The 25,183-nt window shown below is 74.1% G+C and carries 22 protein-coding genes; 17 read left to right on the top strand and 5 right to left on the bottom strand.

The annotated features are described in order from the left end of the window. Positions 1 to 16 precede the first annotated feature (16 nt). The 3 genes from mshB (at position 17) to ABZU53_RS04070 (ending at position 1,942) form a co-directional block, all read left to right on the top strand. Complete coding sequence (gene mshB, locus ABZU53_RS04080) at positions 17 to 943, top strand: N-acetyl-1-D-myo-inositol-2-amino-2-deoxy-alpha-D-glucopyranoside deacetylase (RefSeq protein ID WP_354857026.1); 927 nt, start codon at positions 17 to 19, stop codon at positions 941 to 943. A gap of 17 nt (positions 944 to 960) precedes the next feature. Continuing rightward, a complete protein-coding gene (locus ABZU53_RS04075; protein ID WP_354857025.1) occupies positions 961 to 1,398 on the top strand; it encodes a hypothetical protein in 438 nt (145 codons plus the stop codon). Between the two features lie 79 nt (positions 1,399 to 1,477). Then, entirely contained in the window at positions 1,478 to 1,942 is a 465-nt protein-coding gene (locus tag ABZU53_RS04070) for a hypothetical protein (RefSeq protein ID WP_355063730.1), read from the top strand. Positions 1,943 to 1,970: 28 nt separating this feature from the next. Here ABZU53_RS04070 and ABZU53_RS04065 read toward each other — a convergent pair whose 3' ends face one another. After that, positions 1,971 to 2,948 carry a GNAT family N-acetyltransferase gene (locus ABZU53_RS04065; RefSeq protein WP_355063728.1) on the bottom strand — a complete coding sequence of 326 codons (978 nt, stop codon included), beginning with the start codon at positions 2,946 to 2,948 and terminating at the stop codon, positions 1,971 to 1,973. A 79-nt stretch (positions 2,949 to 3,027) separates the two neighbouring features. On the opposite strand from ABZU53_RS04065, the gene fdxA reads away from it, so the two are divergent. The 5 genes from fdxA to ABZU53_RS04040 are packed head-to-tail and all read left to right on the top strand — an operon-like array spanning position 3,028 to position 6,810. Next, entirely contained in the window at positions 3,028 to 3,354 is a 327-nt protein-coding gene (gene fdxA / locus ABZU53_RS04060; protein ID WP_007464872.1) for a ferredoxin, read from the top strand. Then, positions 3,351 to 4,457, top strand: a complete 1,107-nt coding sequence (gene dapC / locus ABZU53_RS04055) for a succinyldiaminopimelate transaminase (protein ID WP_355063796.1) — start codon at positions 3,351 to 3,353, stop codon at positions 4,455 to 4,457. Before fdxA ends, dapC begins: the two co-directional genes overlap by 4 nt. 16 nt (positions 4,458 to 4,473) lie before the next feature. Continuing rightward, positions 4,474 to 5,502 carry a prephenate dehydrogenase/arogenate dehydrogenase family protein gene (locus ABZU53_RS04050; protein ID WP_355063726.1) on the top strand — a complete coding sequence of 343 codons (1,029 nt, stop codon included), beginning with the start codon at positions 4,474 to 4,476 and terminating at the stop codon, positions 5,500 to 5,502. A 10-nt stretch (positions 5,503 to 5,512) separates the two neighbouring features. Further along, complete coding sequence (locus tag ABZU53_RS04045; protein WP_355063724.1) at positions 5,513 to 6,163, top strand: SIMPL domain-containing protein; 651 nt, start codon at positions 5,513 to 5,515, stop codon at positions 6,161 to 6,163. Further along, on the top strand, positions 6,163 to 6,810 hold the full coding sequence (locus tag ABZU53_RS04040) for a nucleoside/nucleotide kinase family protein (RefSeq protein ID WP_355063722.1): 648 nt from the start codon (positions 6,163 to 6,165) through the stop codon (positions 6,808 to 6,810). Before ABZU53_RS04045 ends, ABZU53_RS04040 begins: the two co-directional genes overlap by 1 nt. 110 nt (positions 6,811 to 6,920) lie before the next feature. Here ABZU53_RS04040 and ABZU53_RS04035 read toward each other — a convergent pair whose 3' ends face one another. After that, on the bottom strand, positions 6,921 to 7,478 hold the full coding sequence (locus ABZU53_RS04035; protein WP_355063720.1) for a sugar O-acetyltransferase: 558 nt from the start codon (positions 7,476 to 7,478) through the stop codon (positions 6,921 to 6,923). Between the two features lie 141 nt (positions 7,479 to 7,619). Between ABZU53_RS04035 and ABZU53_RS04030 the strand changes: the two genes are divergently transcribed. Beyond that, a complete protein-coding gene (locus ABZU53_RS04030) occupies positions 7,620 to 10,955 on the top strand; it encodes a S8 family serine peptidase (protein WP_355063718.1) in 3,336 nt (1,111 codons plus the stop codon). Positions 10,956 to 11,005: 50 nt separating this feature from the next. Here the strand turns inward: ABZU53_RS04030 and dapD are convergent, their stop codons facing one another. After that, on the bottom strand, positions 11,006 to 11,965 hold the full coding sequence (gene dapD / locus ABZU53_RS04025; protein WP_355063716.1) for a 2,3,4,5-tetrahydropyridine-2,6-dicarboxylate N-succinyltransferase: 960 nt from the start codon (positions 11,963 to 11,965) through the stop codon (positions 11,006 to 11,008). A 78-nt stretch (positions 11,966 to 12,043) separates the two neighbouring features. Between dapD and dapE the strand changes: the two genes are divergently transcribed. After that, a complete protein-coding gene (gene dapE / locus ABZU53_RS04020) occupies positions 12,044 to 13,117 on the top strand; it encodes a succinyl-diaminopimelate desuccinylase (protein ID WP_354861507.1) in 1,074 nt (357 codons plus the stop codon). Positions 13,118 to 13,179: 62 nt separating this feature from the next. On the opposite strand, the gene ABZU53_RS04015 is transcribed toward dapE, so the two are convergent. Then, a complete protein-coding gene (locus tag ABZU53_RS04015; protein WP_354861505.1) occupies positions 13,180 to 13,350 on the bottom strand; it encodes a hypothetical protein in 171 nt (56 codons plus the stop codon). A gap of 154 nt (positions 13,351 to 13,504) precedes the next feature. Between ABZU53_RS04015 and ABZU53_RS04010 the strand changes: the two genes are divergently transcribed. From ABZU53_RS04010 to ABZU53_RS03980, 7 genes are all read left to right on the top strand, one after another. After that, positions 13,505 to 14,368 carry a TIGR00730 family Rossman fold protein gene (locus tag ABZU53_RS04010; RefSeq protein ID WP_354861504.1) on the top strand — a complete coding sequence of 288 codons (864 nt, stop codon included), beginning with the start codon at positions 13,505 to 13,507 and terminating at the stop codon, positions 14,366 to 14,368. Continuing rightward, on the top strand, positions 14,368 to 14,913 hold the full coding sequence (locus ABZU53_RS04005; protein ID WP_354861502.1) for a TIGR00730 family Rossman fold protein: 546 nt from the start codon (positions 14,368 to 14,370) through the stop codon (positions 14,911 to 14,913). The genes ABZU53_RS04010 and ABZU53_RS04005 overlap by 1 nt, the downstream gene beginning before the upstream one ends. Positions 14,914 to 15,037: 124 nt before the next feature. After that, on the top strand, positions 15,038 to 18,685 hold the full coding sequence (locus ABZU53_RS04000; RefSeq protein ID WP_355063714.1) for an ATP-dependent DNA helicase: 3,648 nt from the start codon (positions 15,038 to 15,040) through the stop codon (positions 18,683 to 18,685). Beyond that, the gene (locus ABZU53_RS03995; protein WP_355063712.1) at positions 18,682 to 22,197 is read left to right on the top strand and encodes a UvrD-helicase domain-containing protein; all 3,516 of its coding nucleotides are present in this window, start codon (positions 18,682 to 18,684) and stop codon (positions 22,195 to 22,197) included. Before ABZU53_RS04000 ends, ABZU53_RS03995 begins: the two co-directional genes overlap by 4 nt. Positions 22,198 to 22,424: 227 nt before the next feature. Next, positions 22,425 to 22,628, top strand: a complete 204-nt coding sequence (locus tag ABZU53_RS03990; RefSeq protein ID WP_101369720.1) for a cold-shock protein — start codon at positions 22,425 to 22,427, stop codon at positions 22,626 to 22,628. Positions 22,629 to 22,850: 222 nt separating this feature from the next. Then, complete coding sequence (locus ABZU53_RS03985; RefSeq protein WP_354861519.1) at positions 22,851 to 24,164, top strand: DEAD/DEAH box helicase; 1,314 nt, start codon at positions 22,851 to 22,853, stop codon at positions 24,162 to 24,164. A 252-nt stretch (positions 24,165 to 24,416) separates the two neighbouring features. Further along, on the top strand, positions 24,417 to 24,617 hold the full coding sequence (locus ABZU53_RS03980) for a hypothetical protein (RefSeq protein ID WP_354861521.1): 201 nt from the start codon (positions 24,417 to 24,419) through the stop codon (positions 24,615 to 24,617). A gap of 106 nt (positions 24,618 to 24,723) precedes the next feature. Here ABZU53_RS03980 and ABZU53_RS03975 read toward each other — a convergent pair whose 3' ends face one another. Next, on the bottom strand, positions 24,724 to 25,182 hold the full coding sequence (locus ABZU53_RS03975) for an Rrf2 family transcriptional regulator (protein WP_354861522.1): 459 nt from the start codon (positions 25,180 to 25,182) through the stop codon (positions 24,724 to 24,726). Between the last annotated feature and the right edge of the window lies 1 nt (position 25,183).

Below are 25,183 nucleotides of genomic sequence, written 5' to 3'. Positions count from 1 at the left end.
AGGACCGCCGGTTAGAGTGACCGTCGTGACGACGTTGCCCGACCGCCGCCTGCTGCTGGTCCACGCGCACCCCGACGACGAGTCGATCGGCACCGGCTCGACCATGGCCCACTACGCCGCCGCCGGCGCACACGTCACGCTGGTGACCTGCACCCTCGGCGAGGAGGGCGAGATCCACGTACCGGCGCTCGCGCAGCTCGCCGCCGCCGAGGCCGACCAGCTCGGCGGGTACCGGATCGCCGAGCTGGCCGCCGCCTGCGCCGCGCTCGGCGTCAGCGACCACCGTTTCCTCGGCGGCGCCGGCCGCTACCGCGACTCGGGAATGATGGGCCTCGCGACGAACGACCACCCCCGCGCCTTCTGGCAGGCCGACCTCGACGAGGCCGCCGGGCACCTGGTGGAGATCATGCGGGAGGTACGCCCCCAGGTGCTGATCACGTACGACCCGAACGGCTTCTACGGCCACCCCGACCACATCCAGGCGCACCGGGTGGCGATGCGCGCCGTCGAGTTGGCCGCGGCCGAGGGCTGCGCCCCGGCGAAGGTCTACTGGACGGCCATGCCGCTCAGTGTGCTGGAGGCCGGCATGGCGCACTTCGCCGAATCCTCGGACAATCCGTTCGCTGGCATCCAGGATCTGGCCGAGCTGCCCTTCGGCACCCCGGACGACCAGATCGCCGCCCGGATCGACGGCACCGACCAGCACGCGGCCAAGGAGGCGGCGATGCGGGCGCACGCCACCCAGATCCCGGCCACCTCCTGGCTCTACTCGATCGCCGGCAACTTCGGGGGCGAGTTCATGGGCGTGGAGTTCTTCACCCTCGCGGTCGGTGCGAAGGGGCCGGGCGTCGGCCCGTACGGCTGGGAGGACGACCTCTTCGCCGGGCTGCCCGGAGAGGCCCCCGCGGACCGGTCCCCGGTCGCGGCGGCCGGTCTCCGGTGACGCTCCCCGCCGCGCCGATGTCGGTCGTGAACGACCAGGACACCCCGCCCGAGGCGGGGCCACCGCCGCGACTGCTGGACCTGGGTCTGCGGCTGACCGGCGCGGTCGTCGTGATGGTGGCGGGGGTCGTGACCGGTGTGCTGGAGCTGCTGCTCGCCACCCTCCGGGTCGGCGGGCAGCTCATCGGGGTCTCGGCGCTGCTCGCCGTCGGCGCCAACATCGTGCTGAGCTGGTTCGCGCACGAGGTGGTCGGCCGTCGCTGGGCGGTGGCGCTGCCGGCGGTGCCGTGGTTCGCCCTGATGGCGGTGGCCGCCATCCGCACCACCGAGGGCGACCTGCTGCTGGCCGGCGACAACTGGGTCGGCCTGGCGATGATCGTGGCCGGCGCGATGACGTTCGCCGTGATGGGTTTCCGGCAGATCCTCGCCCCGCCGCCCACTCTCGGCCGCTGGTGACGCCACACAGGTACGAGTGGTAGATATTCCTGCCAGGGATGCGGCCCCGCAAACGGGGCGTACGGCAGGAGGTCGTGCGATGGACAGACGGTGGCGGGCCATCGGGGTGCTCGCGGGAGGACTGTTCGCGGTCAACGTGGTCGCCCGGCTGATCACCCGGTTCGCTTTCGACGGTGACGACGCGGCGGCCGACCGGGTGTCGCTGGCGATGTTCGTGGTGATCGGGTTGACGCTGGCCGTGGTCGCCTTCCGCTGGGGACGCGTGCGGCCGCTGGCCGTGTGGGCGGGCGACGTGGCGGTCGTGGTGCTGGTGGCCATGGCCCTGACCGTGCTGGTCGGGCCACTGCTGGTGGGCCACAACCCGTTCGCCGGCGGCGCGGGCACGTTCTTCGCCCAGATCTGGCTCTACCTGCTCGCCACCGGCCTCGGGACCATGATCGGTTACCTGGTGGCGACCGCCCTCGGTCTCGACCACCGCTCGCAGCAGCTCAAGCGGTACGCCGAGGTCAAGGCGGCCAAGCCCCGCCGCGTGGTCCGCCGCTGAACGGACCGCGCCGCGGGCCTGGCGCGGGTCAGCGCGGGGCCACCCGGGTCAGGTAGGTGTGGTGGGTGGTGAAGCCGAGCGTCCGGTAGAGCGCCACCGCCGCGGCGTTGTGCTGCTCCACCTGGAGGAACGCGTGTGTCGCGCCGGCCGTGGCGCCCCACGCGACCAGCGTGTCGATCACGCGCCGGGCCAGCCCCTGCCGACGTGACGCCGGCAGCACCTCGATGAGGCTGAGCCCCAACCAACGCCCCGGACCGGTCACCGCGCCCCGCCCGATCGCCACCAGCGTGCCGTCGACGTACGCGTGGACGAAGCGGACCTGGTCCACGGCGGTGAGCACGTGGCGTGCGGCCTCCGGCAGCCCGCCCTTGCGGCCGGCGGCGATGGCCAGCCACTCGTCGCTCGGCGCGGTCGTCACCTCGATGACCGCGCCCTGTGGCCCGCCGGCCCCGGCGGCCGGGACGCCGTGGGCGGGCGTCGCCAGGGGCAGCGGCGCGGTCTGTACGAGTGTCGGTGGGCGGCTGTCCCAGCCGCGCTCGTCCAGCTCGGCGCCGACCGGCGCGGCGAGCGGCAACGGCGTGTTGATCATCGCGGGCTGACCCTGGTCGGCGTACCAGCGCTCGACCGCGTCCACCGCGGCCGCCAGCGGTCGGTCCGGATCGCCGATCGGCAGTGCCGAGTTGGCCCGGCCGGTCCAACCCTCGGCCGAGCGCAGCAGCCAGTCGCCGAGCCGGCCGCGCGTCGGCGCCGGCCAGGCCTCGTCGGCGGCCCGTTCGAGCGCCACCACCGCCGCGGCGGTCGGCCGGCGGGTCGGCGGCACCCGCTTGGCCCGGTGCACCTGCGCGACCGGTACCCGCAGCGGGCCCTGCGCCGTGGCGAGGGTGAGATGAGTCTCGCTCAACTCCACCAGCTCGCCGAGGGCATCGGAAAACAGCGGGCGGCCTTCGCGAATCCCCACAATCCGGCGGACCACGATCCGGTGTCCCACATCCTGCTGTCGGAGCACGATCGACCCCCTCCCCGGCGAGATACTAGGCTCTTACCGTCGCGGGAGATCGCGGCGCGTCTTGCGGAGGAGAAGACCGGTGACCTACATCATCGCCGAGCCGTGCGTGGATGTGCTCGACAAGGCATGCATCGAGGAATGCCCGGTCGACTGCATTTACGAGGGCAACCGGATGCTCTACATCCACCCCGACGAGTGCGTCGACTGTGGTGCCTGTGAGCCTGTCTGCCCGGTGGAGGCGATCTTCTACGAGGACGACGTCCCGGAGCAGTGGAAGGACTACACCGGCGCGAACTACGAGTTCTTCGAGGACCTGGGCTCGCCCGGGGGCGCCTCGAAGATCGGCAAGGTGGAGAAGGACGCCACCTTCGTCGCCGCGCAGCCGCCGCGCGGCGAGGGCCACTGAACCGGCCCGCGCCGGTCTCGGCACGGCTGCCCGAGTTCACCTGGGACACCCTGGACGCCGCGGCCACGCTGGCCGCGGCGCATCCGGAGGGCCTGATCAACCTCTCCATGGGCACGCCGGTCGACCCGGTTCCGGCGGTGATCCGTCAGGCGTTGGCGGACGCGTCCGACGCCCCGGGTTACCCGCTGACCGCCGGCACCCCGGCCCTGCGCGACGCGATCGCGGCGTGGGTCGCCCGGGCCTGTGGAGCTGGCGTCGACGGTCTCGGCGTCCTGCCGACCATCGGCTCCAAGGAGCTGGTCGCCTGGCTGCCCACCCTGCTCGGCATCGGCCCCGGCGACGTGGTGGTCGTGCCGTCGATCGCGTACCCCACCTACGAGGACGGGGCCCGGCTGGCCGGCGCCACCGTGGTCCGCGCCGACTCGCTCACCGCGGTCGGGCCGACCTCGCGCGTCCGGCTGGTGTGGGTCAACTCGCCCGGTAACCCGACCGGGCGGGTGCTGCCCGCGGCGCACCTGCGCAAGGTCGTCGACTGGGCCCGGGAACGCGGCGCGGTGGTCGCCAGCGACGAGTGCTACCTGCCGTTGGGCTGGTCGGCCGAGCCGGTCTCGGTGCTGTCCCCGCAGGTCTGCGGCGGCGACTACACCGGAGTGCTCGCCGTGCACTCGCTCTCCAAGCGGTCCAACCTCGCCGGCTACCGGGCCGGGTTCGTGGCCGGCGATCCGGCTCTCGTCGCCGAGCTGTTGAAGGTCCGCAAGCACGCCGGCATGATCGTGCCCGCGCCGGTGCAGGCCGCGATGGTGGCCGCCCTCCAGGACGAGCGGCACGCCGCCGAGCAGCGGGAGCGCTACCGCGCCCGGCGCGAGGTGCTGACCGCCGCGTTCACCGGCGCCGGCTTCACGGTCGAGCACTCGGAGGCCGGCCTCTACCTCTGGCTCACCCGCGACGAGGACTGCTGGCAGACGGTCGACTGGCTGGCCCGGCGCGGCATCCTGGTCGCGGCCGGTGTCTTCTACGGCCCCTCCGCCCAGCGGTACGTCCGGGTGGCGCTGACCGAGTCCGACGAGCACGTCGCAGCGGTCGCCGGCCGGCTGCGGGCCTGACCCCGGGCGGCCGGCGATGACCGACGGCGGCACCGGACGGTACGCCAACGTCCGGGCGGCAGTGCTCGGCACCGGCCTGATCGGTGGTTCGCTGCTGCTGCGCCTCGCCGACGCCGGCCTCGACGTGACCGGCTGGGATCCCGACCCGGTGACGCGGGAACAGGCCCGCTCGCGCGGCGTGTCGGCCCCGGCCACGATCGAGCAGGCCGTCGCCGGCCGGGACGTGGTCTTCCTCTGCGGTCCGCTGCCCACCCTGCCCCGGACTCTGGCCCAGGTGGCCGACCTGACCGCGCCGGGTTGTGTGCTGACCGACGTCGGCAGCACCAAGGTCGAGGTGGCTGCGGCCGCCGACCGGCTGGGGCTCACCGACCGTTTCGTACCCGGGCACCCGATGGCGGGCGCGGAGTCCGCCGGCCTGACGGCGGCCTCCCCGACGCTGCTCACCGGTGCCGCCTGGGTGCTCTGCCCGGCGACGGGTGTCGCGACTGTCGCCTTCCGCTGGCTGACCGGGCTGCTGGTGGAGCTGTTCGGTGCCCGGGTGGTGCCGATGTCCGCGCCGGCGCACGACTCGGTGGCCGCGCTCGCGTCGCACGTGCCGCACCTGTTGGCCGGCGCGTTGGCCGGGGCGGTGCAGCGGTCGCCGCTGCGCGACGCCGTGCTGGCGCTGGCCGCGGGCAGCTTCTCCGACGGCACCCGGGTCGCCGGCACACCTGCCGAGCGGACGGCGAACATGCTGCTCGGCAACCGCGAACGGGTCCTGCACGAGCTGGACGAGGTTCGGGTGCTGCTGGACGAGTTGGCCGGCGCGCTGCGTGCTGGCGACGCGTCGGCGCTCGCCGCCGGGTACGCGCAGGCCGGCGCGGCGCGGTCGGCGTTGCGGGGCCGCCGGTTCGCGCCGGCGGACCGCGAGTTCCCGGCCGACGGCGACCATGCCGTCGAGGTGGCCTGGCTGCGCGGGCTGGGCGACGCCGGTGGCCACCTGACGGGATGCCGGATCGGCCCGGACGTCGTCTCCTACCCGGCGTGGCTGCCGGTGGCTGACTAGGCTGGCAGGCATGGCGACGGACGGCCCGGTTGTGCAGGTGCGCGGCGAGGCGACCCGGGAGGTGCCGCCCGAGTTGGCGCGGTTCGCGGTCACCGTGACGGCCCGCGGTCGGGATCGGGAGGCGACGCTGACGCAGCTCGCCGAGCGGGCCGCCGCCGTCCGGGTGCTGCTGGACGGCGCCGAGCCGGCGGTGGCCCGACGGGAGGCCGGCGACCTGTGGGTCCGGCCGCAGACCAAGCGCTCGGGTGAGCGCGTCGTGGGCTGGCTCGGCAGCGTCACCACGACGGTCACCGTCACTGATTTCACCGCTCTGGGTGAGCTGATGCTCCGGCTGGCCGACCAGGACCAGGTCGAGGTGGCCGGCCCCTGGTGGGAGCTGCGCCCGGACAGCCCCGCGCACCGCGAGGCGCGGCACGCCGCGATCGGCGACGCACTGCTGCGCGCCCGGGAGTACGCCGAGGCCCTCGGCGCCCGCGTCACCGCGCTGATCGAGCTGGCCGACGCCGGTCCGGGGGACCGGCCGATGTTCGCCCGCGCTGCCTTCGACGCCGGGGGCGGCGCTGGCGGCGGGGCGCCCGAGCTGGAGCTGGACCCGCGGCCGCAGACCGTGCAGGCGGCGGTGCAGGCCCGGTTCACGATCAGCGATCCGGTGCTGGGCTGATGCCGCAGGCCCGGGTGCTGGCCGTCGAGGAGCTGGTGGCGCGGGCGCGGTCACTGGCCGACGCCGGCCCGCGGCAACTGCTCGGCATCACCGGGGCGCCCGGCGCCGGCAAGTCCACCCTGGCCGAGCGGATCGTCGCCGAGGTCGGGCCGAGTGCCCGGCTGGTGCCGATGGACGGCTTCCACCTGGCCCAGTCGCAGCTGGTCCGGTTGGGCCGCGCCGACCGCAAGGGCGCGATCGACACCTTCGACGCCAACGGGTACGTCTCACTGCTGCGCCGGTTGCGCCGGCTGGAGCCGACCTCGGTCTACGCGCCGGAGTTCCGCCGTGAGATCGAGGAGCCGGTGGCCGGGGCGATCGAGGTGCCGCCGTCGGTCCGCCTGGTGGTCACCGAGGGCAACTACCTGCTGGTGCCGGACTTTCCGTGGCAGGAGGTCCGGACGCTGCTGCACGAGGTGTGGTTCCTCGATCTGGACGTCGAGCTGCGCCAGCGCCGGTTGACCGCTCGACACGAGGCGTACGGGCGGTCACCGGAGCAGGCACGGGCCTGGGCGTTGGGCAGCGACGAGGCCAACGCGGCCCGCGTCACCCCCACGGCCGACCGGGCCGACCTGGTGATCCGCCTGCCCGACCCGCCGGTGGCCTGAGCGAGACCGCCGTCAGCCCAGATCCGGGTTGCCTCGCGAGGGGACGTACTTCGGGATGCGGTTGAACCGGTTGGCGATGTCGCCGTCGACCCCGTCGCCCTGCTGTTCTCCTAGTCGAGTTCGCGGACGGGTCGGGCCGGGTTGCCGACCGCGACCACGTTGGCGGGTAGGTCGCGGGTCACCACCGCTCCCGCGCCGACGACTGTGTTCGCGCCGATCGTCACTCCCGCGAGCACGATCGCGCCGCCGCCGAGCCACACATTGTCGCCGATGGTGATCGGTTTGGCGGCCTCCCACTTGTCGCGGCGCGGGCAGGGTTCCACCGGGTGGGTCGGCGTGAGGAGCTGCACGTTCGGTCCGACCTGGACGTCCGCGCCGATGGTGATCGCCGCGACGTCGAGGAAGACCGCGTTGTAGTTGACGAAGCTGCGGGGCCCGATCCGGATCTGCCAGCCGTAGTCGCAGTAGAACGGTGGACGGATCCAGGTGCCGTCGCCCAGCTCGCAGAGCAGGTCGCGCAGCACCGCGAGCCGCGCCGCCCGATCCGCCGCGAGGCTGGTGTTGAAGCGTTCCATCAACCGGGCGGCCCGGTCCAGGTCGGCGATGAGCTCGGGATCGTCGGCGAGGTAGGGCTCACCCGCGAGCATCTTGTCCTTCATGGAGGTCACCCGGTCGATGATGCCCCGCTGACCTGCCATCAGTTGGCAGGTCCGTTATATTTTAGCCCTCTTTTATGCATACTCGGTATGTAATACTGGCGATGGTCAATGCGTCTCTTCTGGTTACCACGCTCCATCAAGGAGGATCCGTTGCATCGACGCAGCAGAACGATCGCCGCCATCGCCGCCGCAGCCCTCGTGCTGGGCACTCCGGTGATCGCCGCGGCCCAACCACCCGCCAGCACCACCACGGCCACCAGCGCCACCACCAGCGCCACCATCGGCGCCGCCCCGCGCGCCGCGTCCACGACCACCGTCACCCTGCTCACCGGAGACCGGGTCAGCGTCACCGACTCCGGGTCCGCCTCCGTGCGCCCCGGTCCGGGGCGTACGCACCAGCGGTTCGTCACCACCCGCGACCGTGGCCACCTCACGGTGCTGCCGCAGGACGCCCTGCCCCTGGTTCTTGCCGGCCGGGTCGACCGGCGGTTGTTCGACGTGACCGGGCTGATCGCCGCCGGCTACGACGACGCGCGCCGGAACGACCTGCCGGTGCTGGTCGCCGCCGACGCGGGCGCCCGGAAACGCGTCGCGGCGCCCGTCGGCCTGACCGTCACGGCGGAGTTGCCGGCCATCGGCGGGTTCGCCGCGACCGCCGACAAGCAGCAGGCCACCACGGTCTGGGCGGCGCTCACCGGCGCCGGTGCCCGGGTCGGCACGGCGGGGGGTGCCGACCGGATCTGGCTCGACGGTCGTCGGCAGGTCACCCTCGACCACAGCGTGCCGCAGATCGGTGCCCCGGCCGCGTACGCGGCCGGCTTCACCGGCCGGGGTGTCCGCGTGGCGGTGCTGGACACCGGGATCGACGCCAGCCACCCCGACCTGAGCGGTCGGATCGCCGAGGCACGGAACTTCACCGAGGCCGCCGACACCGACGACACGGTCGGCCACGGCACGCACGTCGCCTCGATCATCGCGGGCAGTGGCGCCGCCTCCGGTGGCAAGTACCACGGTGTCGCCCCGGACGCCACGCTGCTCAACGGCAAGGTCTGCGAGGAGCAGGGCTGCATGGACTCGGCGATCCTGGCCGGGATGCAGTGGGCGGCCGTCGACCAGCACGCCGACGTGATCAACATGAGCCTGGGCGGCACCGACACACCCGACGTCGACCCGTTGGAGGCGGCGGTCGAGTCACTGACCGCGCAGACCGGCGCGCTCTTCGTCCTCTCCGCCGGCAACGACGGCACGGACGGCTCGGTCGGCTCGCCGGGCAGCGCCGAAGCGGCGCTCACCGTCGGCGCGGTGGACCGCGACGACGCGCTGGCCGACTTCTCCAGCCGTGGCCCCCGGGTGGGCGACGGCGGACTGAAGCCGGACCTGACCGCCCCGGGGGTCGACATCGTCGCCGCCCGTGCCAAGGGCGCGCAGATCGGCGAGCCGGTGGGGGAGGGATACCTCGCGCTCTCCGGCACCTCGATGGCCGCGCCGCACGTCACCGGCGCGGTGGCGCTGCTCGCCCAGCAGCACACGGGTTGGGCGGCGGCCCAGCTCAAGGCGACCCTGATGGCCTCGGCGAAGCCGCACCCGGAGCAGACCGCCTTTCAGCAGGGAGCCGGCCGGGTCGACGTGGCCCGCGCGATCACCCAGCGGGTGACCAGCACCCCGGTCAGCGTCTCCTTCGGTCAGCCGGCCTGGCCGCACGACGACGACACCCCGATCGCCCGGCAGGTCGACTGGCACAACGACGGCCCGGCCCCACTCACCCTTGACCTGACCCTGGAGGTGACCGGCCCGGACGGCCAACCGGCTCCGGCCGGCATGTTCTCCCTCGGGGCGGGTCAGGTCACCGTGCCCGCCGGCGGCACCGCGGGCACCACGGTCACCGTGGACACCCGGATCGGCACGGACGGCTACTGGACCGGCCGCATCGTGGCCCGCTCCGGCACCGCGGTGGCGGTCACCCCGGTCGCGGTGAACCGGGAGGTGGAGAGCTATCAGCTCACCGTCCGGCACCTCGACGACAGCGGCGCGCCCGCCGAGGGGTTCATCACCACGCTGATCCGGCTGGACACCCTCGACAGCCGCGACCTGTACGACCCGGACGGCAGCGTCGAGGTCCGCGTACCCAAGGGTCGCTACGCGGTGGCCAGCATCGTCTTCAGCGGGGACGTCGGCACGGCCCAACTGGTCCAGCCGGAGCTGGTGTTCGACGGTGACACCACAGTCACCGTCGACGCCCGCAGGGCACGGCCGGTGCGGACGACCATTCCGGAGCGGACCGCCGTCCCGGATCTGGTGGACATCGGCGCGAACTTCCTCACCGAGGACGGCGGCTCGTACGGCTTCGGTCTGCTCGGGTTGGACTTCACCGGGCTGGCCACCGGGCACCTCGGTCGGGTGGTCTCCGGCGCACGGTTCTTCGGCACGGTGAGCAGCCAGTGGCGGAAGCCGGAGGTGGCCAGCAGCCCCTACCTGTACGCGCTCAGCGAGAAGTTCCCCGGCCGCATGCCGACCGGCTTCGACAAGACCTACCGCGCTCGGGACCTGGCCACGGTCACCCACGAGTTCCGGGGCGGCTATCCCGGCATGGTCTCCGAGCGGGTGGTCTTCCCGCACCTCGAACCGGACCTGGGCGGCTGGGCGACGGTCCTGCCCACTGCGGTGCCCGGGCACCGCGTCGAGCACTACAACACCAACGGGCTGCGCTGGTCCTCCGAGCTGACGTTCGGCGTGCCCACGGAGGAGGGGTGGCTCGACACCAAGGCGGTGCTGGAGGCCGAACCGAAGGCGTACCGGGCGGGCCGGCACGTCAGGGAGACCTGGAACAGCGCGCCGTACGGGCCGTCCTTCCCCGCGCCGCGCTGGCCGGGCCAGGGCGTCACCCGCCTCGGTGACGAGATCCTGGTGAACCTCCCGCTGCACGGCGACGCCGACGGCCACGCCGGCCGGTCGATCACGGACGCCGGCCGAACCGCCCTGTACCGCAACGGCGTCCTGGTCGACGAGCTGACCGAGCCGGGGTACGGCCAGTTCACGGTGCCGCCCGGCGTCGCGGACTACCAGCTGGAGGTGTCGACGAAGCGCAGCTTCACCGACCTGAGCACCGAGGTCGGGGCGGCGTGGACGTTCCGGTCCGGGCACGTGCCCGGCGACGACTACCGGCCACTGCCGGTGTCGGCGATCCGGTTCACGCCTCCGCTGGACCGGAACAACGCAGCCGCGGCCGGCCGGAGCCTGGTCATCCCGGTGCAGCCACAGCCACAGCCCGGTGCCCCCGGATCGCGCGTGACCGGGCTGCGGGTGGACGTCTCCTACGACGGCGGTCGGACCTGGCGACCCGCCCGGGTCCGGCACGGCGGCCACGGCTGGACGGCCACCGTCCGGCATCCGGCGGCACCCGGCCACGTGTCCCTGCGGGCCACCGCTCGGGACGCCGCCGGCAACACGGTGACCGAACGGATCATCCAGGCGTACCGGTTGCGCTGAGGCGTACCCCGTCGGGTCCGCGGTCGAGCGCCGCGGACCCGGCGGGGCCGTCAGTCGTTGGCGTGCAGGGCGGCGTTCAGTTCGATGCCCCGGCCGGTGCGCGGGCGGGCCTCCAGCGCGCCCGTCACCGAGTTGCGCCAGAACAGCAGGCCGTCGACGCCGGACAGCTCCCGGGCCTTGACCACGCGGCCGTCCGGGAGGGTGATCTTCGACGCGGCGGTGATGTAGCAGCCGGCCTCGACCACGCAGTCGTCGCCGAGCGAGATCCCGACGCCGGCGTTCGCGCCGACCAGGCTGCGCTCGCCGATGCTGACCTTCTCGGTGCCGCCACCGGAGAGGGTGCCCATGATCGAGGCGCCACCGCCGATGTCGGAGCCGTCGCCGACCAGCACGCCCTGCACGATCCGCCCCTCGACCATCGAGGTGCCCGCGGTGCCGGCGTTGAAGTTGACGAAGCCCTCGTGCATCACTGTGGTGCCGGCGGCCAGGTGGGCGCCGAGCCGGACCCGGTCCGCGTCGGCGATCCGCACACCGGAGGGCACCACGTAGTCGGTCATCCGGGGGAACTTGTCCACCCCGTACACCGACAGGTGGCGACCCGCCGCCCGCTCGATCACCCGCAGCTCGTCCACCCGCTCCGGCGGGCACGGTCCGGCGGACGTCCAGGCCACGTTGGCGAGCTTGCCGAAGATGCCGTCGAGGTTGATCTGGTTGGGCCGCACCAGGCGGTGGGAGAGCAGGTGCAACCGGAGGTACGCGTCGGAGGCGTCCTTGATCGGGTCGTCCAGCGAGCCGATCACGGTGACCACCTGGACGGTACGCAGACCGGGCAGCGACCGGTCGCCCAGCGTGCCCGGCGGCAGGTCCAGCACGTCCGACTCGCCCTCGCCGGCGACCAGCGGCAGCTCACCCAGGCCCAGCTTGCCGGTCGGATACCAGGTGTCGAGCACCTGCCCGTCGGCGGTGACGGTGGCCAGGCCGATGCCCCAGGCGGAATCTGCGGACGTCACTGTTGCACCTCTCGGTCGCGGCCAGGCCGGCCTCGGCTCGCTCCTCGCGCTGACAGACCTGAAGGTACCGTGCGATCCATGCAGAACCCGCTGACCCCCGAGGTCCTCGCCGATCCGGTGCAGCTGACCCGCGTACTGGTCGACATAGAGTCCGTGTCCCTCAACGAGAAGGCGATCGCCGACTTCGTCGAGGAGGTGCTGCGGGGCGTACCGCACCTGTCCACGCACCGACACGGCAACACCGTGATGGCCCGCACCGACCTCGGCCGGTCGCAGCGCGTCGTGCTCGCCGGTCACCTGGACACCGTGCCGCTGAACAACAACTTCCCGTCGACCATGCGCGGCGACCTGATGTACGGCTGCGGAACCTCCGACATGAAGTCCGGCGTCGCGTACGCCCTGCACCTGGCCGTGACGCTGCCCGACCCGCGCTACGACGTGACGTACCTCTTCTACGAGGCCGAGGAGATCGAGTCGCGCTACAACGGGCTCAACCTCGTCGCCCAGGCGTTCCCGGAGTGGCTGGAGGCGGACTTCGCGGTGCTGCTGGAGCCGACGTACGGCATCGTCGAGGCGGGCTGCCAGGGCACCATGCGGTCGGTGGTCACCACGACCGGCGTCCGCGCCCACTCGGCGCGCTCCTGGCACGGCGTGAACGCGATCCACGCTGCCGGTGAGGTGCTGCGCCGTCTCCAGACGTACGAGGCACGCCGGGTCACCATCGACGGCTGCGACTACCGCGAGGGCATGAACGCGGTACGGATCAACGGTGGCGTGGCCGGCAACGTGGTCCCGGACCACTGCGAGATCGAGGTCAACTACCGGTTCGCCCCGGACCGCACCCCCGCCGAGGCGGAGGCGCACCTGCGTGAGGTGTTCGCCGGCTTCGAGGTGCGGGTGACCGACACCGCTGCGGGTGCCGCCCCGGGGCTGGAGGCGGCCCCGGCGAAGGAGTTCCTGGCCGCGGTCGGCGCCGCGCCGATCGGCAAGCTGGGCTGGACGGACGTGGCCCGGTTCGCGGCCATGGGGATCCCCGCGCTGAACTTCGGCCCGGGCGACCCGAACCTCGCCCACCACCCCGACGAGCACGTCGAGATCAGCAAGATCCGTGACGGCGCGGCGACGCTGCACCGCTGGCTCGCCCCGGCCTGACCTGGTCGGGCCCGTTCCGGGCTGGCCGGTCGGCCCTGTTTCCGGCGATCAAGAGGTTCGCGTCAGCCTGGCCCGTTGTCGGCGGCGCGAACCTCTTGATCGGCTCCGGATCCGGTGGCGGCGGGCGACAGGGCGGGGTCGAGGTCACGGGCGCGGCGGCGCTCGGCCACCACGTCGTGGATCCGTCGCTGCATCAGTCGACGGATCCGGATCATCTCGCTGTTGCTGATCACGCTGTCTCCTCCCCCGAAGGCGCGCGCCCGGGCATACCCGGTATGTGAATAGTAAGACGTACGGGGAAGCCAAATAGTTGCCCATGATCGCGAACTATTTCTCGGCGTCCGCGCCCCGCACACCCGGCGTGTGCGGCTCCACTACGGTTGCTTCATGAGCCAGAACAACGGGCGGGAGGCCGGCCGCGGCCCGGGGCAGGAGCGGCACCGGGGCGCCGTCACGCTGCGCCGGGGGGCGATCCCGAGCAGCACCGCCGACCAGCGGCTGCTGGACTCGCGCGGGCGCGAAGACTGGAAGACCAGGGACGCCTGGCGGGCACTGCGCATCCTCTCCGAGTTCGTCGAGGGCTTCGACACCCTCGCCGACCTGCCGCCGGCGGTCAGCGTCTTCGGTTCGGCCCGCAGCGGCCCGGACACGGCCGAGTGCCGGCTGGCCGAGGAGATGGGCGGCGCGCTCGCGCGGGCCGGTTACGCGGTGATCACCGGGGGTGGCCCGGGAGTGATGGAGGCCGCCAACCGGGGCGCCACCGAGGCCGGCGGGCTCTCCGTCGGGCTCGGCATCGAGCTGCCGTTCGAGCAGGGCATCAACGACTGGGTCGACCTGGCCATCGACTTCCGCTACTTCTTCGCCCGCAAGACCATGTTCGTCAAGTACGCGCAGGCGTTCGTGGTGCTCCCCGGCGGGTTCGGCACCATGGACGAGCTGTTCGAGGCGCTCACCCTGGTGCAGACCGGCAAGGTCACCCGGTTCCCGGTCGTGCTGATGGGGGTCGCCTACTGGCAGGGGCTGCTCGACTGGCTGCGCGACACGATGGCCGCCAGCGGCAAGATCGGCCCGGTCGACCTGGATCTGATCTGCCTCACCGACGACGTCAACGCGGCCGTCCGCCACATCGTCGAGGCCGAGGCGGCGCTCTCGGTCGAGCAGGAGGCGGTCCGCGACGAGGCGGTGGCGCGTACCGGCGCCGACCAGCAGGCCGCCGCCGAGCAGGCCCCCGACCGGCCTCGGGAGGGCTGATGGCGGCGGTCTGCGTCTTCTGCGCCTCGTCCCGCACCCTGGACCAACGCTGGCTCGACCTCGCCACGGAGACCGGCGCGGAGCTGGCCCGGCGCGGGCACACGCTGGTCAGCGGCGGTGGTTGCGTCGGCATGATGGGCGCGGTGGCCGACGGCGCGCGGGCCGCCGGCGGGTACACCGTGGGCGTCATCCCGCAGGCGCTCGTCGATCTGGAGGTCGCCGACCTGGCCTCGGACGAACTGCTGGTGACCGACTCGATGGCCGACCGCAAGACCCTGATGATCGACAGGTCGGACGCGTTCCTCGCCCTGCCGGGCGGCCTGGGCACACTGGATGAGCTGTTCGAGGTCTGGACCACCGCCACCCTCGCCCTGCACACCAAGCCGATGGTGCTGATCGACACCGACGGCTTCTACCGGCCCCTGCTCGACTGGCTCACCACCCTCACCGACCAACACTTCCTCAAACCCGCCGGGCGCAACCTGCTGACCGTGGTCGCCACGGTCCCCGAAGCCCTGAAAGCACTGGAGTCCCACCTACCCTGACTCCGGGTCCCACCCGGTCGGTCATGAGGGTGGCGGCAGGGCCGTCGGCGTGTCGTGCCGCCACCTCCATGACCGGCGCGGGTGGGGTGGGGTTGGTGTCGTAGGGGGGTGATGGGATTTGGGGATGCAGGCGTACCGGTTGGTGCGGCGGCCCGGGGGGCCGGCGCGGGGGGACGGGGACGCGTCGGACGGCGGCGTCGCCGTGCCGAGTGGCGACGGTGCGGTCGCCGGTGAGGTCGAGGCCGCCGGCACACCCGGGCCGGCGAGCCTCCGCTGGCGTGTCGATCCCGTCCAGCAGGAGGTCGTCGCGCACACCGACGGGCCGATGCTGGTGCTCGGCGGTCCCGGCACCGGCAAGACCAGCACCCTCGTCGAGGCGGTCGCCGCCCGGGTCGCCGAGGGGGTCGATCCCGAGCGGATCCTGGTGCTGACCTTCGGTCGCCGCGGCGCCACCACGCTGCGCCAGCGCATCGAGGCCCGGGTCGCACAGGACGGCTACCGCGTGCTGCGCGAGCCGCTGGTGCGCACTTTCCCGGCGTACGCCTTCGGGCTGCTGCGCCGGGCCGCCGCCGAACGTGGCGAGCCGTCGCCCCGGCTGCTCACCGGCCCCGAGCAGGATCTGATCATCCGCGAGCTGCTGGACGTGGTGGGCGAGGAGCCCGAGGACGACCCGGTCGGCTGGCCCACCGACCTGCGCCCGGCACTGCGGACCCGGGCCTTCGCCGGTCAGTTGCGCGACCTGCTCATGCGCGCCGCCGAGCGCGGGGTGGGTCCGGTCGACCTGGCCCGGTTGGGCGAGAAGCTCGGCCGCGCCGACTGGCCGGCCGCCGCCCGCTTCCTGCGGGAGTACGTCGCGGTGCTCGCGCTGCGCGACGTCAGCAACCGGGGCTCGATCGCGTACGACCCGGCCGAGCTGGTCCGGGCCGCCACCGGTCTGCTGCGCGACGACGAGGAGCTGCTGGCCGCCGAGCGCCGCCGCCTCGCCCACGTGTACGTCGACGAACTGGCCGACACCGACCCCGCCCAGCACGAACTGCTCTCGGTCATCGCCGGAGGGGGCAAGTCGCTCGTCGCGTTCGCCGACCCCGACTCCTCCACGTACGCCTTCCGTGGCGCGGACCCGGCCGGCGTGACCACGTTCGGGCACCGTTTCCGGACGGCCTCCGGCGCACCGGCCGCGCAGGTGCTGCTGAGCACGTCGTACCGGGCCGGCCCGGTCCTGCTCGCCACGATGGCCCGGCTGGGCCGCCGGCTGCGCGGTCCGATGGCGCACCGCCGGCTGCGCCCACTGCCGGACGCCCCGGCCGGTGTGGTCGAGGTGCACACGTTCCGGTCGGCGACCAGCGAGGCCGCCTGGCTGGCCCACGCGCTGCGCGCCGCGCACCTGCTCGACGGCGTCCCGTGGTCGCGGATGGCGGTGCTGGTGCGATCCACCGCGTTGCAGTTGCCCACCCTGCAACGCGCTCTGCACGCCGCCGGCGTCCCGACCGTGGTGCACGGCGAGGACCTGCCCCTGCACCTGCAACCCGCGGTGGCGCCGCTGCTGCTCCTGCTGCGTTGCGCACTGGAACCGGACCGGCTGGACGAGGAGGCGGCCGTCGCGCTGCTGCACTCGCCGCTGGGCGGGGCGGACCCGCTGGCCGAACGACGGCTGCGTCAGGGCCTGCGCGCCCTGGCGCTGGCCGGGGGCGACCGCCGTCCGTCCGGGGAGCTGATCGTCGAGGCGCTGCGCGATCCGACGGACCTGGCCGGCATCGACCGGCGGTGGGCGGAGCCGGCGCAGGCGGTGGCCGGGCTGCTCGCCACCGCCCGGGACGCCGCGGCCCAACCCGGCGCGACCGCCGAGACCGTGCTCTGGGAGGTCTGGGACGCCAGCGGGCTGGCCGAGCGCTGGGCCGGCGCGATCGCCCAGGGGCGGCCGGCGGCCGGCGAGGGCGACCTGGCCCGACGCCGGCGAGCCGAAGCTGCCGACCGGGACCTCGACGCCGTGCTGGTGCTCTTCGACGCGGCGGCCCGCTTCACCGACCGGCTGCCCGGCGCCCGCACCGAGGTCTTCCTCGACCACGTGCTCGCCCAGGACCTGCCGGCGGACACCATCGCGCCGACCGCCGACCGGGGCGCGGCGGTACGACTGCTCACCGCGCACGCCGCAAAGGGCCTGGAGTGGGACCTGGTCGCTATCGCCGGCGTGCAGGAGGGCATCTGGCCGGACCTGCGCCTGCGCGGCAGCCTGCTCGGCTCCGAACGGCTGGTCGACGTGCTGGCCGGCCGGTCTGTTGGCGGCGCCCGGGCGGCGACCGTGGTGGGCCAGACCTCGGCGCTGCTGGACGAGGAGCGCCGGCTCTTCCACGTCGCCATCAGCCGTGCCCGCCACCGTCTGCTGGTCAGCGCCGTGGCGTCGGCGGCGGTCGGCGGCGACGACCACGAGGAGCAGCCCAGCCGCTTCCTGCACGAACTGGGCCCGAGCACGCCGCCGAGCACGCCCGGCCCGCCGCCCGCGCCGCCGAGCACGCCCGGCCCGCGCACCGGCCCCCCGAGCGGCGGCCCCGCCGCCGGTTCACCGGACGACACCCCCTCCGCCGAGGCCGTGACAGGTGGCGGCGCGACCGGCGGCGTGACTGGTGACGGCGGGACCGGTGGCGGGACCGGTGGCGGCGTGGTCGGCAACGGCGGACCGGCTCGGGTGGCAGCCCCGGCGGCCGGGAACGACGGCGCTGAGGGCGCGGACGACGACGAGCCGGACCAGCCCGGCGCGCTGCCGGTCACCCGGCCGCCCCGGGCGCTCACCCTGCCGGCGCTGGTCGCCGAACTGCGTACCGCCATCACCGACCCGGCCGCACCGGCGGCCCGGCGGCGCGCCGCGGCGGCCGAGCTGGCGCGGCTCGCCGCCGCGGGTGTGCCCGGCGCGCACCCGGACGACTGGTGGGGGCTGCGGGCGCTCTCCGACGACCGGCCGCTGGTCGACGAGGGGGCGCCGGTGCGGGTCACCCCGTCGGCGATGGAGAGCGCGCTGCGGTGCAGCCTGCGCTGGCTCCTGGAACGGCACGGCGGCAGCGGTCCGACCAGCACCGCGCAGGGGGTGGGCAATCTGGTGCACGCCGCCGCGATGCTCGCCGAGGACGCCAGCGCCGACCGGGGCGCCCTGCTCGACTACGTGGCCGCCCGGTTCGACGCGATCGAGTTGGCCGCCCGATGGATGGCCGGCCCCGAGCGGGAGCGCGCCGAGGCGATGATCGACAAGCTGCTGCGCTGGCTCGCCACCAACCCGCGCCGGCTGCTCGCCATCGAACACGAGTTCGCGGTCCGCCTGGACGATCCGCAGCGACCGGTCGACCTGACCGGGCGGGTCGACCGGCTGGAGGTCGACGAGGCCGGCCGGCTGGTGGTGATCGACCTCAAGACCGGCAAGTCGACCGCGGTGACCGGCTCCGAACTGGCCGAGCACCCGCAGCTCGGCGCGTACCAGGCGGCGGTGGAGGCGGGCGCGTTCACCGAGTTCGGCGACGAGTCCGGCGGCGCGGCGCTGGTGCAGCTCGGCACGTCCGCGAAGGATGCCCGGGAGCAGAATCAGCCGGCGGCGGGCGAGGGCCCGGCGGCCGGCTGGGCGACGGCGCTGGTCCGGCGGACCGCCGATACGATGGCAGCCGCCACGTTCGCCGCGGTGGCCAACTCGAAGTGCCGGGTCTGCCCGGTGCGCACCAGCTGCCCGGTCTCCGGGCAGGGGCGCCAGGTGGTCGAGCCGCCGACCGTCCGACGTCCGGAGAACCCATGACCCAGCCCACCCTGTTCGGCGCGGGCCCCGCGCCGACGCCCCGGCTGGCGGACTCCGGGCCCCGGTACACCCCGGTGGAGCTGGCCAAACTGCTGCGGCTCCCGGCGCCCACCCGGGAGCAGGCCGCGATCATCGCCGCTCCGGTGGAGCCGCTGCTGGTGGTGGCGGGGGCCGGGTCCGGCAAGACCGAGACGATGGCCGCGCGGGTGGTCTGGCTGGTGGCCAACTCGTACGTGCGCCCGGAGCAGATCCTCGGGCTGACCTTCACCCGTAAGGCCGCCGGCGAACTGGCCCACCGGGTCCGCACCCGGCTCGACCAGCTGATCCGCCGCCTCGGCCGGCAGGGTCGCGACCCGCTGGACGACCCGCTCGCCGGTGAGCCCACCGTCTCCACCTACCACTCGTACGCCGGGCGGATCGTCACCGAGCACGGTCTGCGGGCCGGCTACGAGCCGTCCACCCGACTGCTCACCGAGGCGTCCCGCTGGCAGTTGGTCGACCTGCTGGTGCGCAACTACGACGGTGACATGTCCGAGGTGGACCGGATGCCGAGCACCATCACCGACGCGGTGCTGGCCCTCGCCGGTGAGCTGGACGAGCACCTGGTCGCACCGGACCAACTGGCCGCCTGGACCGGCCGGTTCTTCGCCGAGGTGCAGTCGCGGCCGGGCCGGGTGTACGCCGACGTGCGCAAGGCGCTCGCCCTGCAACAGACCCGGCTGCGCCTGCTGCCGCTGGTGCGGGCGTACGCCCGGCGCAAGCTGGACTTCGAGGCGATGGACTTCGCCGACCAGCTCGCCCGGGCGGCGCGGGTGGCCCGGGATCACCCCGGGGTTGGCGAGATCGAGCGGGACCGTTTCCGGGTGGTGCTGCTCGACGAGTACCAGGACACGAGCCACGCGCAGGTGGTGCTGCTCAACGCGCTGTTCGGTGGCGGGCACCCGGTGACGGCGGTGGGTGACCCGTGCCAGTCCATCTACGGCTGGCGGGGCGCCAGCGCGGGCACCCTCGACCGGTTCCCCACTGAGTTCGCCCGCGCCGACGGTCAGCCGGCCCCGGCGCTCGGGCTCACCACCAGCTGGCGTAACCGTCCGGAGATCCTCCGGGTGGCGAACGCCCTGTCCACGCCGTTGCGCGCGGCCGGCGCCCGGGTGCCGGAGCTGCGTTCCGCGCTGACCGTCCGCGACCCGATTCCGCACCGCAGCCCCGGCGGGGCGGCCGGTGGCACGGTGCACTGCGCGCTGCTGCCCACGTACGCCGACGAGGCGGCGTGGATCGCCGACAGTGTGCTCGCCGCCTGGCGCGGCGCGGCCCGGATGCCCGGCGCGGCACCGGAGCACATCCCGGTGGCGCAGCGGCCGACGACCGCGGTGCTGGTCCGGGTCCGCAGCCAGATCCCGGCGATCGAGTCGGCGTTGCGCGAGCGCGGCCTGCCGGTGGAGGTGGTGGGCCTCGGCGGTCTGCTGGACACTCCCGAGGTCCGCGACGTGGTGTGCACCCTGCGCGTGCTGGCCGACCCGACCGACGGGGCCGCGCTGCTGCGGCTGCTCACCGGCGCCCGCTGGCGGATCGGGCCGCGTGACCTGGTGGCGCTGCACCGGCGGGCCCGGGCCATCGCCAACGCCCGACGCCAGGTGGCCGCCGACGACACCTCGGACATCACCCCCGACCTGCTGGACGAGGCGACCCTGGTGGAGGCGCTGGCCGACCTCGGCCCGGCGCAGGCGTACTCGGCGGAGGGGTTCGCGCGGCTGCGGGCGTACGGCATGGAGTTGGCGCTGTTGCGCTACCGCCTGGACCAGGCCCTGCCGGATCTGATCGCGGACATCGAGCGGACCATCGGCCTGGACGTGGAGGTCGCGGTGCGCGCCGGCCGCGACGGCGCCGGCGACGCCGGCCTGGCCCGGGGACACCTGGACGCCCTGGGTGACGTGGCGGCCCGTTTCAGCGGAGAGACGCCCGGCGCGACGCTGTCCGGCTTCCTGTCCTACCTGGCCGCCGCCGAGGACGAGGAGCGCGGTCTCGCCCCGGGCGAGGTCGAGGTCGTGGAGGGCGCGGTGCAGGTGGTGACCGCGCACGCCGCGAAGGGTCTGGAGTGGGACGTGGTGGCGGTGGCCGGGCTGTGCCGTGGGTCGTGGCCCGGGCCGGTGCGCAACTCCGACCACTGGCTGGGCGGGCTCGGTGTGCTGCCGTTCCCGCTGCGCGGCGACGCCGACGGGTTGCCCGAGCTGGCGCTCGACGAGGCGGCCGACCAGCGGGCCGTGGCCCGGGCGGTGGCCGACTTCACCGACGCCTGGCGGGCCCACGACGAGCGGGAGGAGCGCCGCCTGACGTACGTGGCGGTCACTCGCCCGCGCCGGCTGCTGCTGTGCTCCGGGTACTGGTGGGGGGAGGGCACGAAGCGGCCGCGGGGTCCGTCGGTCTTCCTGCGCGAGGTGTACGACGCCTGCCTGGACGGCGGCCCGGGGCACCTGGTCGACGCGTGGGCGCCGGAGCCCACTCCGGACGCCACGAACCCGACGGCCGAGGTGGTGCTGCGCGCGGAGTGGCCGGCCGACCCGCTGGGTGGCCGCCGACCCGCGCTGGCCGAGGCGGCCGGGCTGGTGCGCCGCCTGATGACCGACGGCCCGGCGTCGGCGCTCCCCGGGCCGGTGCTCCCCGGGCCGGTGCTCCCCGGGCCGGTGCTCCCCGGGCCGGTGCTCCCCGGGCCGGTGCTCCCCGGGCCGGTGCTCCCCGGGCCGGTGCTCGCCGGGTCGGGAACGCCGATCGGGTCCGAAGCCGAGCCGGTCGAGCCGGTCGAGCCCGAGGTGGATCCGGAGGTGGCGCGCTGGCAGCGCGAGGCGGACCTGTTGTTGGCGGAGCGCGCCGAGCTGACCCGGCTCTCCGGTGCGGTCGAGGTGGCTCTGCCCGGGGCGCTGAGCGTCACCCAGCTGGTCGCGCTGCGGCGCGATCCGGCGGCGCTGGCCCGTACGCTGCGTCGCCCGGTGCCGACTGAGCCCAACCCGTACGCCCGCCGGGGTACCGCCTTCCACGCCTGGTTGGAGCAGCGCTTCGGCGCCGACCGCCTGCTGGACCTGGACGAGCTGCCGGGCGCGGCTGACGCCGACGCCGCACCCGACGAGGCTCTGGTCGAGCTTCAGGAGCGCTTCCTGGCCAGCGAGTGGGCCGACCGGTCGCCGGTGGAGGTGGAGGTGCCGTTCGCCACGGTGATCGCCGGAGTGGTGGTGCGGGGCCGGATGGACGCGGTCTTCGCCCGGCCGGGTGGCCGGTTCGACGTGGTCGACTGGAAGACCGGGGCGCAGCCCACCGGGCCGGCCGCCGAGGTGGCCGCCGTGCAGCTGGCCGTGTACCGGCTGGCCTGGGCGGAGCTGGCCGGCGTGCCGGTCGACCGGGTGGGCGCGGCGTTCCACTACGTCCGGCACGGGGTGACCGTCCGGCCCGCCGACCTGCTCGATGTGACTGGCCTCACAGCCTTGATCGCCCAGTTGCCCGAAGATTCCGCCCAAGCTTGACCATGACGGGGGAAGCTGTGGTAGCTTATCCGGGTTGCAGTTTTGGTTACCAGAGACTCTGTGTGCGCCTGGCGGGAATTGTGGCCCCAGGCGCTCTTTGTTGTGTCCGGAGCTCTCCGGGCGGGGCGACCAGAAGCGACAGGCGATTCGCGCATCCCCGCGCGGAGCGCTCCTCTTCGGGCACACAACAAGTGTGTGTCCGACGTTCCGTCAAGGAGACGAAACACATGGCTATTGGCACCGTGAAGTGGTTCAACGCTGACAAGGGCTTCGGCTTCATCACCCCGGACGGCGGCGGCGCTGACGTCTTCGCCCACTTCTCGGCGATCCAGTCCTCCGGCTACCGGAGCCTGGACGAGAACCAGCGGGTCGAGTTCGAGGTGACCCAGGGCCAGAAGGGCCCGCAGGCGGAGAACATCCGCCCGATCTGATCTTCGGATCGGTCAGCATTACCTGTCGCGCCCTCCGGGTGTGACGGTGACGGGACCGGCCCGCCCCGCCCCGCCTGCGTACGCAGGCGGCGGCCCGGCGGCGGGCCGGCCCGTACTCCAATCGGTTCGTGCTTGTGAGTCCTGGCTGCCTTGCGCCGCCGGTTGACAGCGCCGACTTCGGCGCCCTCCCTCGACACGTTCCGCGTCGAGGAAGGCTCCTGCGTGACCACTGTTATTCCGTCTTTCGCTCTTACCGGCTTGGCGCCGGCGCTGCTCACCGCGCTGACCGCGCAGGGCATCACCGAGCCGTTCCCGATCCAGACGGCGACGCTTCCGGACTCGCTCGCAGGTCGGGACGTGCTCGGCCGGGGTCGTACCGGCTCGGGTAAGACGCTCGCCTTCGGGCTTCCCCTGCTGTCTCGCACCGCCGGCCGCAAGGCCCGGCCGGGTCGCCCGCTGGCCCTGGTGCTGGTGCCGACCCGGGAGTTGGCGCAGCAGGTGACCACCGCGCTGGCGCCGTACGCCCGGGCCGTCGGCCTGCGCTGCGCCACAGTCGTCGGCGGGTTGTCGTTGCAGCGGCAGGCGGACGCGCTGCGTGCCGGCGCCGAGGTGGTCGTGGCGACCCCCGGCCGGCTGCACGACCTGATCAACCGCGGCGACGCCCGGCTCGACCAGGTCGAGATCACCGTGCTGGACGAGGCCGACCAGATGGCCGACATGGGCTTCCTGCCGCAGGTGACCAAGCTCCTGGAGCAGGTCGCCCCGCAGGGTCAGCGGATGCTCTTCTCCGCCACCCTGGACGGCGGCGTGGACCGGCTGGTCCGCCGCTTCCTCAGCAGCCCGGTGACCCACTCGGTCGACCCGGGCACTGCCACGGTCACCGCGATGACCCACCACGTGCTGCACGTCGACGCGGTCGACAAGCCCGACGCGTTGACCCGGATCGCCGCCCGTGACGGTCGCACCATCCTCTTCATGGGCACCAAGCACCGCGCCGACCGGCTCGCGCGCCAGTTGCTCTCCAAGGGTGTACGCGCCGCCGCGCTGCACGGTGGCAAGTCCCAGCCGCAGCGCACCCGCATCCTGGAGCAGTTCCGCAACGGCCAGGTGACCGCCCTGGTCGCCACGGACGTGGCGGCCCGGGGCATCCACGTCGACGGCCTCGACATGGTCGTCAACGTGGACCCGCCGGCCGAGGCGAAGGACTACCTGCACCGCGGTGGTCGGACGGCCCGCGCCGGCGAGTCCGGCAGCGTGGTCACCCTGGTCCTGCCCGAGCAGCGCCGGGACGTGTCCCGGCTGATGGCCACCGCCGGCATCCGGCCGGAGTCGGTCCAGGTGCGCCCGGGCGACGGTTCGTTGGCCCGGGTGACCGGTGCCCGTGAGCCGTCCGGTGTGCCGGTGACCATCGTCGCGCCGCCGGTGGCGGTCAGCCGGGGACGCGTAGCCGGTGGCTCGGCCACGGACGGCGGCGCCCGCCCGGCGCACCGCGCGTCGGGCCGGTCCCGTCGCCCGCGCCGCCCGCGTACCGTCTGATCCTCCACGCACGTCACCGACCCGTCCCGCTTCGGCTGGGCGGGTCGGTTTGTGTGCGGGGTGGTCCGGGTCGCGCCCCGGATCGGCCTCCTCGACCGTCGTGGCGGTCGATGACCCGCACCGCCCGGCCGCTGGCCCGAGTCGAATATCAGCCGCGGCTTGGTCGGCTGGCCGACTGTGTCCCGGCCCGGTGTGGTCGAAGCTGGCCATCGGGGGGAGCCGGGCGGGGGGCCCGGCGCGGGAGGGGTGACCATGGCGGGCGAAGCCGGCTCGGGGGCGCTGCGCGAACTGATCCTGGTGGCCGCGGTCGGGCTCGCCGGGTTGCTGCTCGCTATGGTCGCGGCCTTCGCGCCCTGGCATGCCACCCCGGCGGACAATGCTCCCGCCGGTCTGGTGGAGCTGCGCAGTCCCGGCGATCCGGGCCCCGGCCCGACGGTCGAGCACCGGGGCTGAGCAGCGACCGGCCGACCGGTGCCGGCGGAGGGGCAGGCCCGGTCAGGATCGGTACGAGGTGTGGTCGGGTCGGCGGGGCACCGACCCGACCACGCCGCCCCGGTGGTCAGGACGTCGTGGACGCCCGGTCGGTCGGGGTGCGGCTCAGCAGGTCGGCGAGGCTGGTGCTGTCGACGACGGTGGCGATCGCCCCGTGCACCGCCAGCCAGACGTCGGTGAGCCCGGCAGCCACCCCGTGGTAGCCGGCGCGTTCGGCCGGCAGTCCGCGTACGGTGGTCAGCGAGCCGCCGACCGCGCGCAGCACATCCCCGACGGTGATCTCCTCAGGTGGCCGGGTCAGCGCGTATCCGCCCTCGGCGCCCCGATGGCTGTGCAGCAGACCGGCCCGGCGCAGGTCGAGCAGGATGCCCTGCAGGAAGCTGAGCGGGATCTCCTGCACCTCGGCCAGGCTGCCGGCCTTCACCAGCTCGCCCGCGCCACCACCGCCCGCGTCGCCGCCGCGTACGGCGGCGGTGACGGCGAGCATCGCCCGGAGCGCGTAGTCGCTGCGCGCGGAGACGTACACG

It is taken from the genome of Micromonospora sp. NPDC005194 (genome assembly GCF_040608335.1).
Lineage (GTDB): Bacteria > Actinomycetota > Actinomycetes > Mycobacteriales > Micromonosporaceae > Micromonospora.
This window is presented reverse-complemented; position numbering and strand designations above follow the sequence as displayed.

What these genes read in the sequence shown, in the direction of transcription:
- ABZU53_RS04075 (WP_354857025.1), top strand. Translation starts at nt 961, where the DNA reads ATGTCGGTCGTGAACGACCAGGACACCCCGCCCGAGGCGGGGCCACCG.
- ABZU53_RS04070 (WP_355063730.1), top strand. Translation starts at nt 1,478, where the DNA reads ATGGACAGACGGTGGCGGGCCATCGGGGTGCTCGCGGGAGGACTGTTC.
- ABZU53_RS04050 (WP_355063726.1), top strand. Translation starts at nt 4,474, where the DNA reads ATGACCGACGGCGGCACCGGACGGTACGCCAACGTCCGGGCGGCAGTG.
- ABZU53_RS04045 (WP_355063724.1), top strand. Translation starts at nt 5,513, where the DNA reads ATGGCGACGGACGGCCCGGTTGTGCAGGTGCGCGGCGAGGCGACCCGG.
- ABZU53_RS04040 (WP_355063722.1), top strand. Translation starts at nt 6,163, where the DNA reads ATGCCGCAGGCCCGGGTGCTGGCCGTCGAGGAGCTGGTGGCGCGGGCG.
- dapE (WP_354861507.1), top strand. Translation starts at nt 12,044, where the DNA reads ATGCAGAACCCGCTGACCCCCGAGGTCCTCGCCGATCCGGTGCAGCTG.
- ABZU53_RS04010 (WP_354861504.1), top strand. Translation starts at nt 13,505, where the DNA reads ATGAGCCAGAACAACGGGCGGGAGGCCGGCCGCGGCCCGGGGCAGGAG.
- ABZU53_RS04005 (WP_354861502.1), top strand. Translation starts at nt 14,368, where the DNA reads ATGGCGGCGGTCTGCGTCTTCTGCGCCTCGTCCCGCACCCTGGACCAA.
- ABZU53_RS04000 (WP_355063714.1), top strand. Translation starts at nt 15,038, where the DNA reads ATGCAGGCGTACCGGTTGGTGCGGCGGCCCGGGGGGCCGGCGCGGGGG.
- ABZU53_RS03995 (WP_355063712.1), top strand. Translation starts at nt 18,682, where the DNA reads ATGACCCAGCCCACCCTGTTCGGCGCGGGCCCCGCGCCGACGCCCCGG.
- ABZU53_RS03990 (WP_101369720.1), top strand. Translation starts at nt 22,425, where the DNA reads ATGGCTATTGGCACCGTGAAGTGGTTCAACGCTGACAAGGGCTTCGGC.
- ABZU53_RS03980 (WP_354861521.1), top strand. Translation starts at nt 24,417, where the DNA reads ATGGCGGGCGAAGCCGGCTCGGGGGCGCTGCGCGAACTGATCCTGGTG.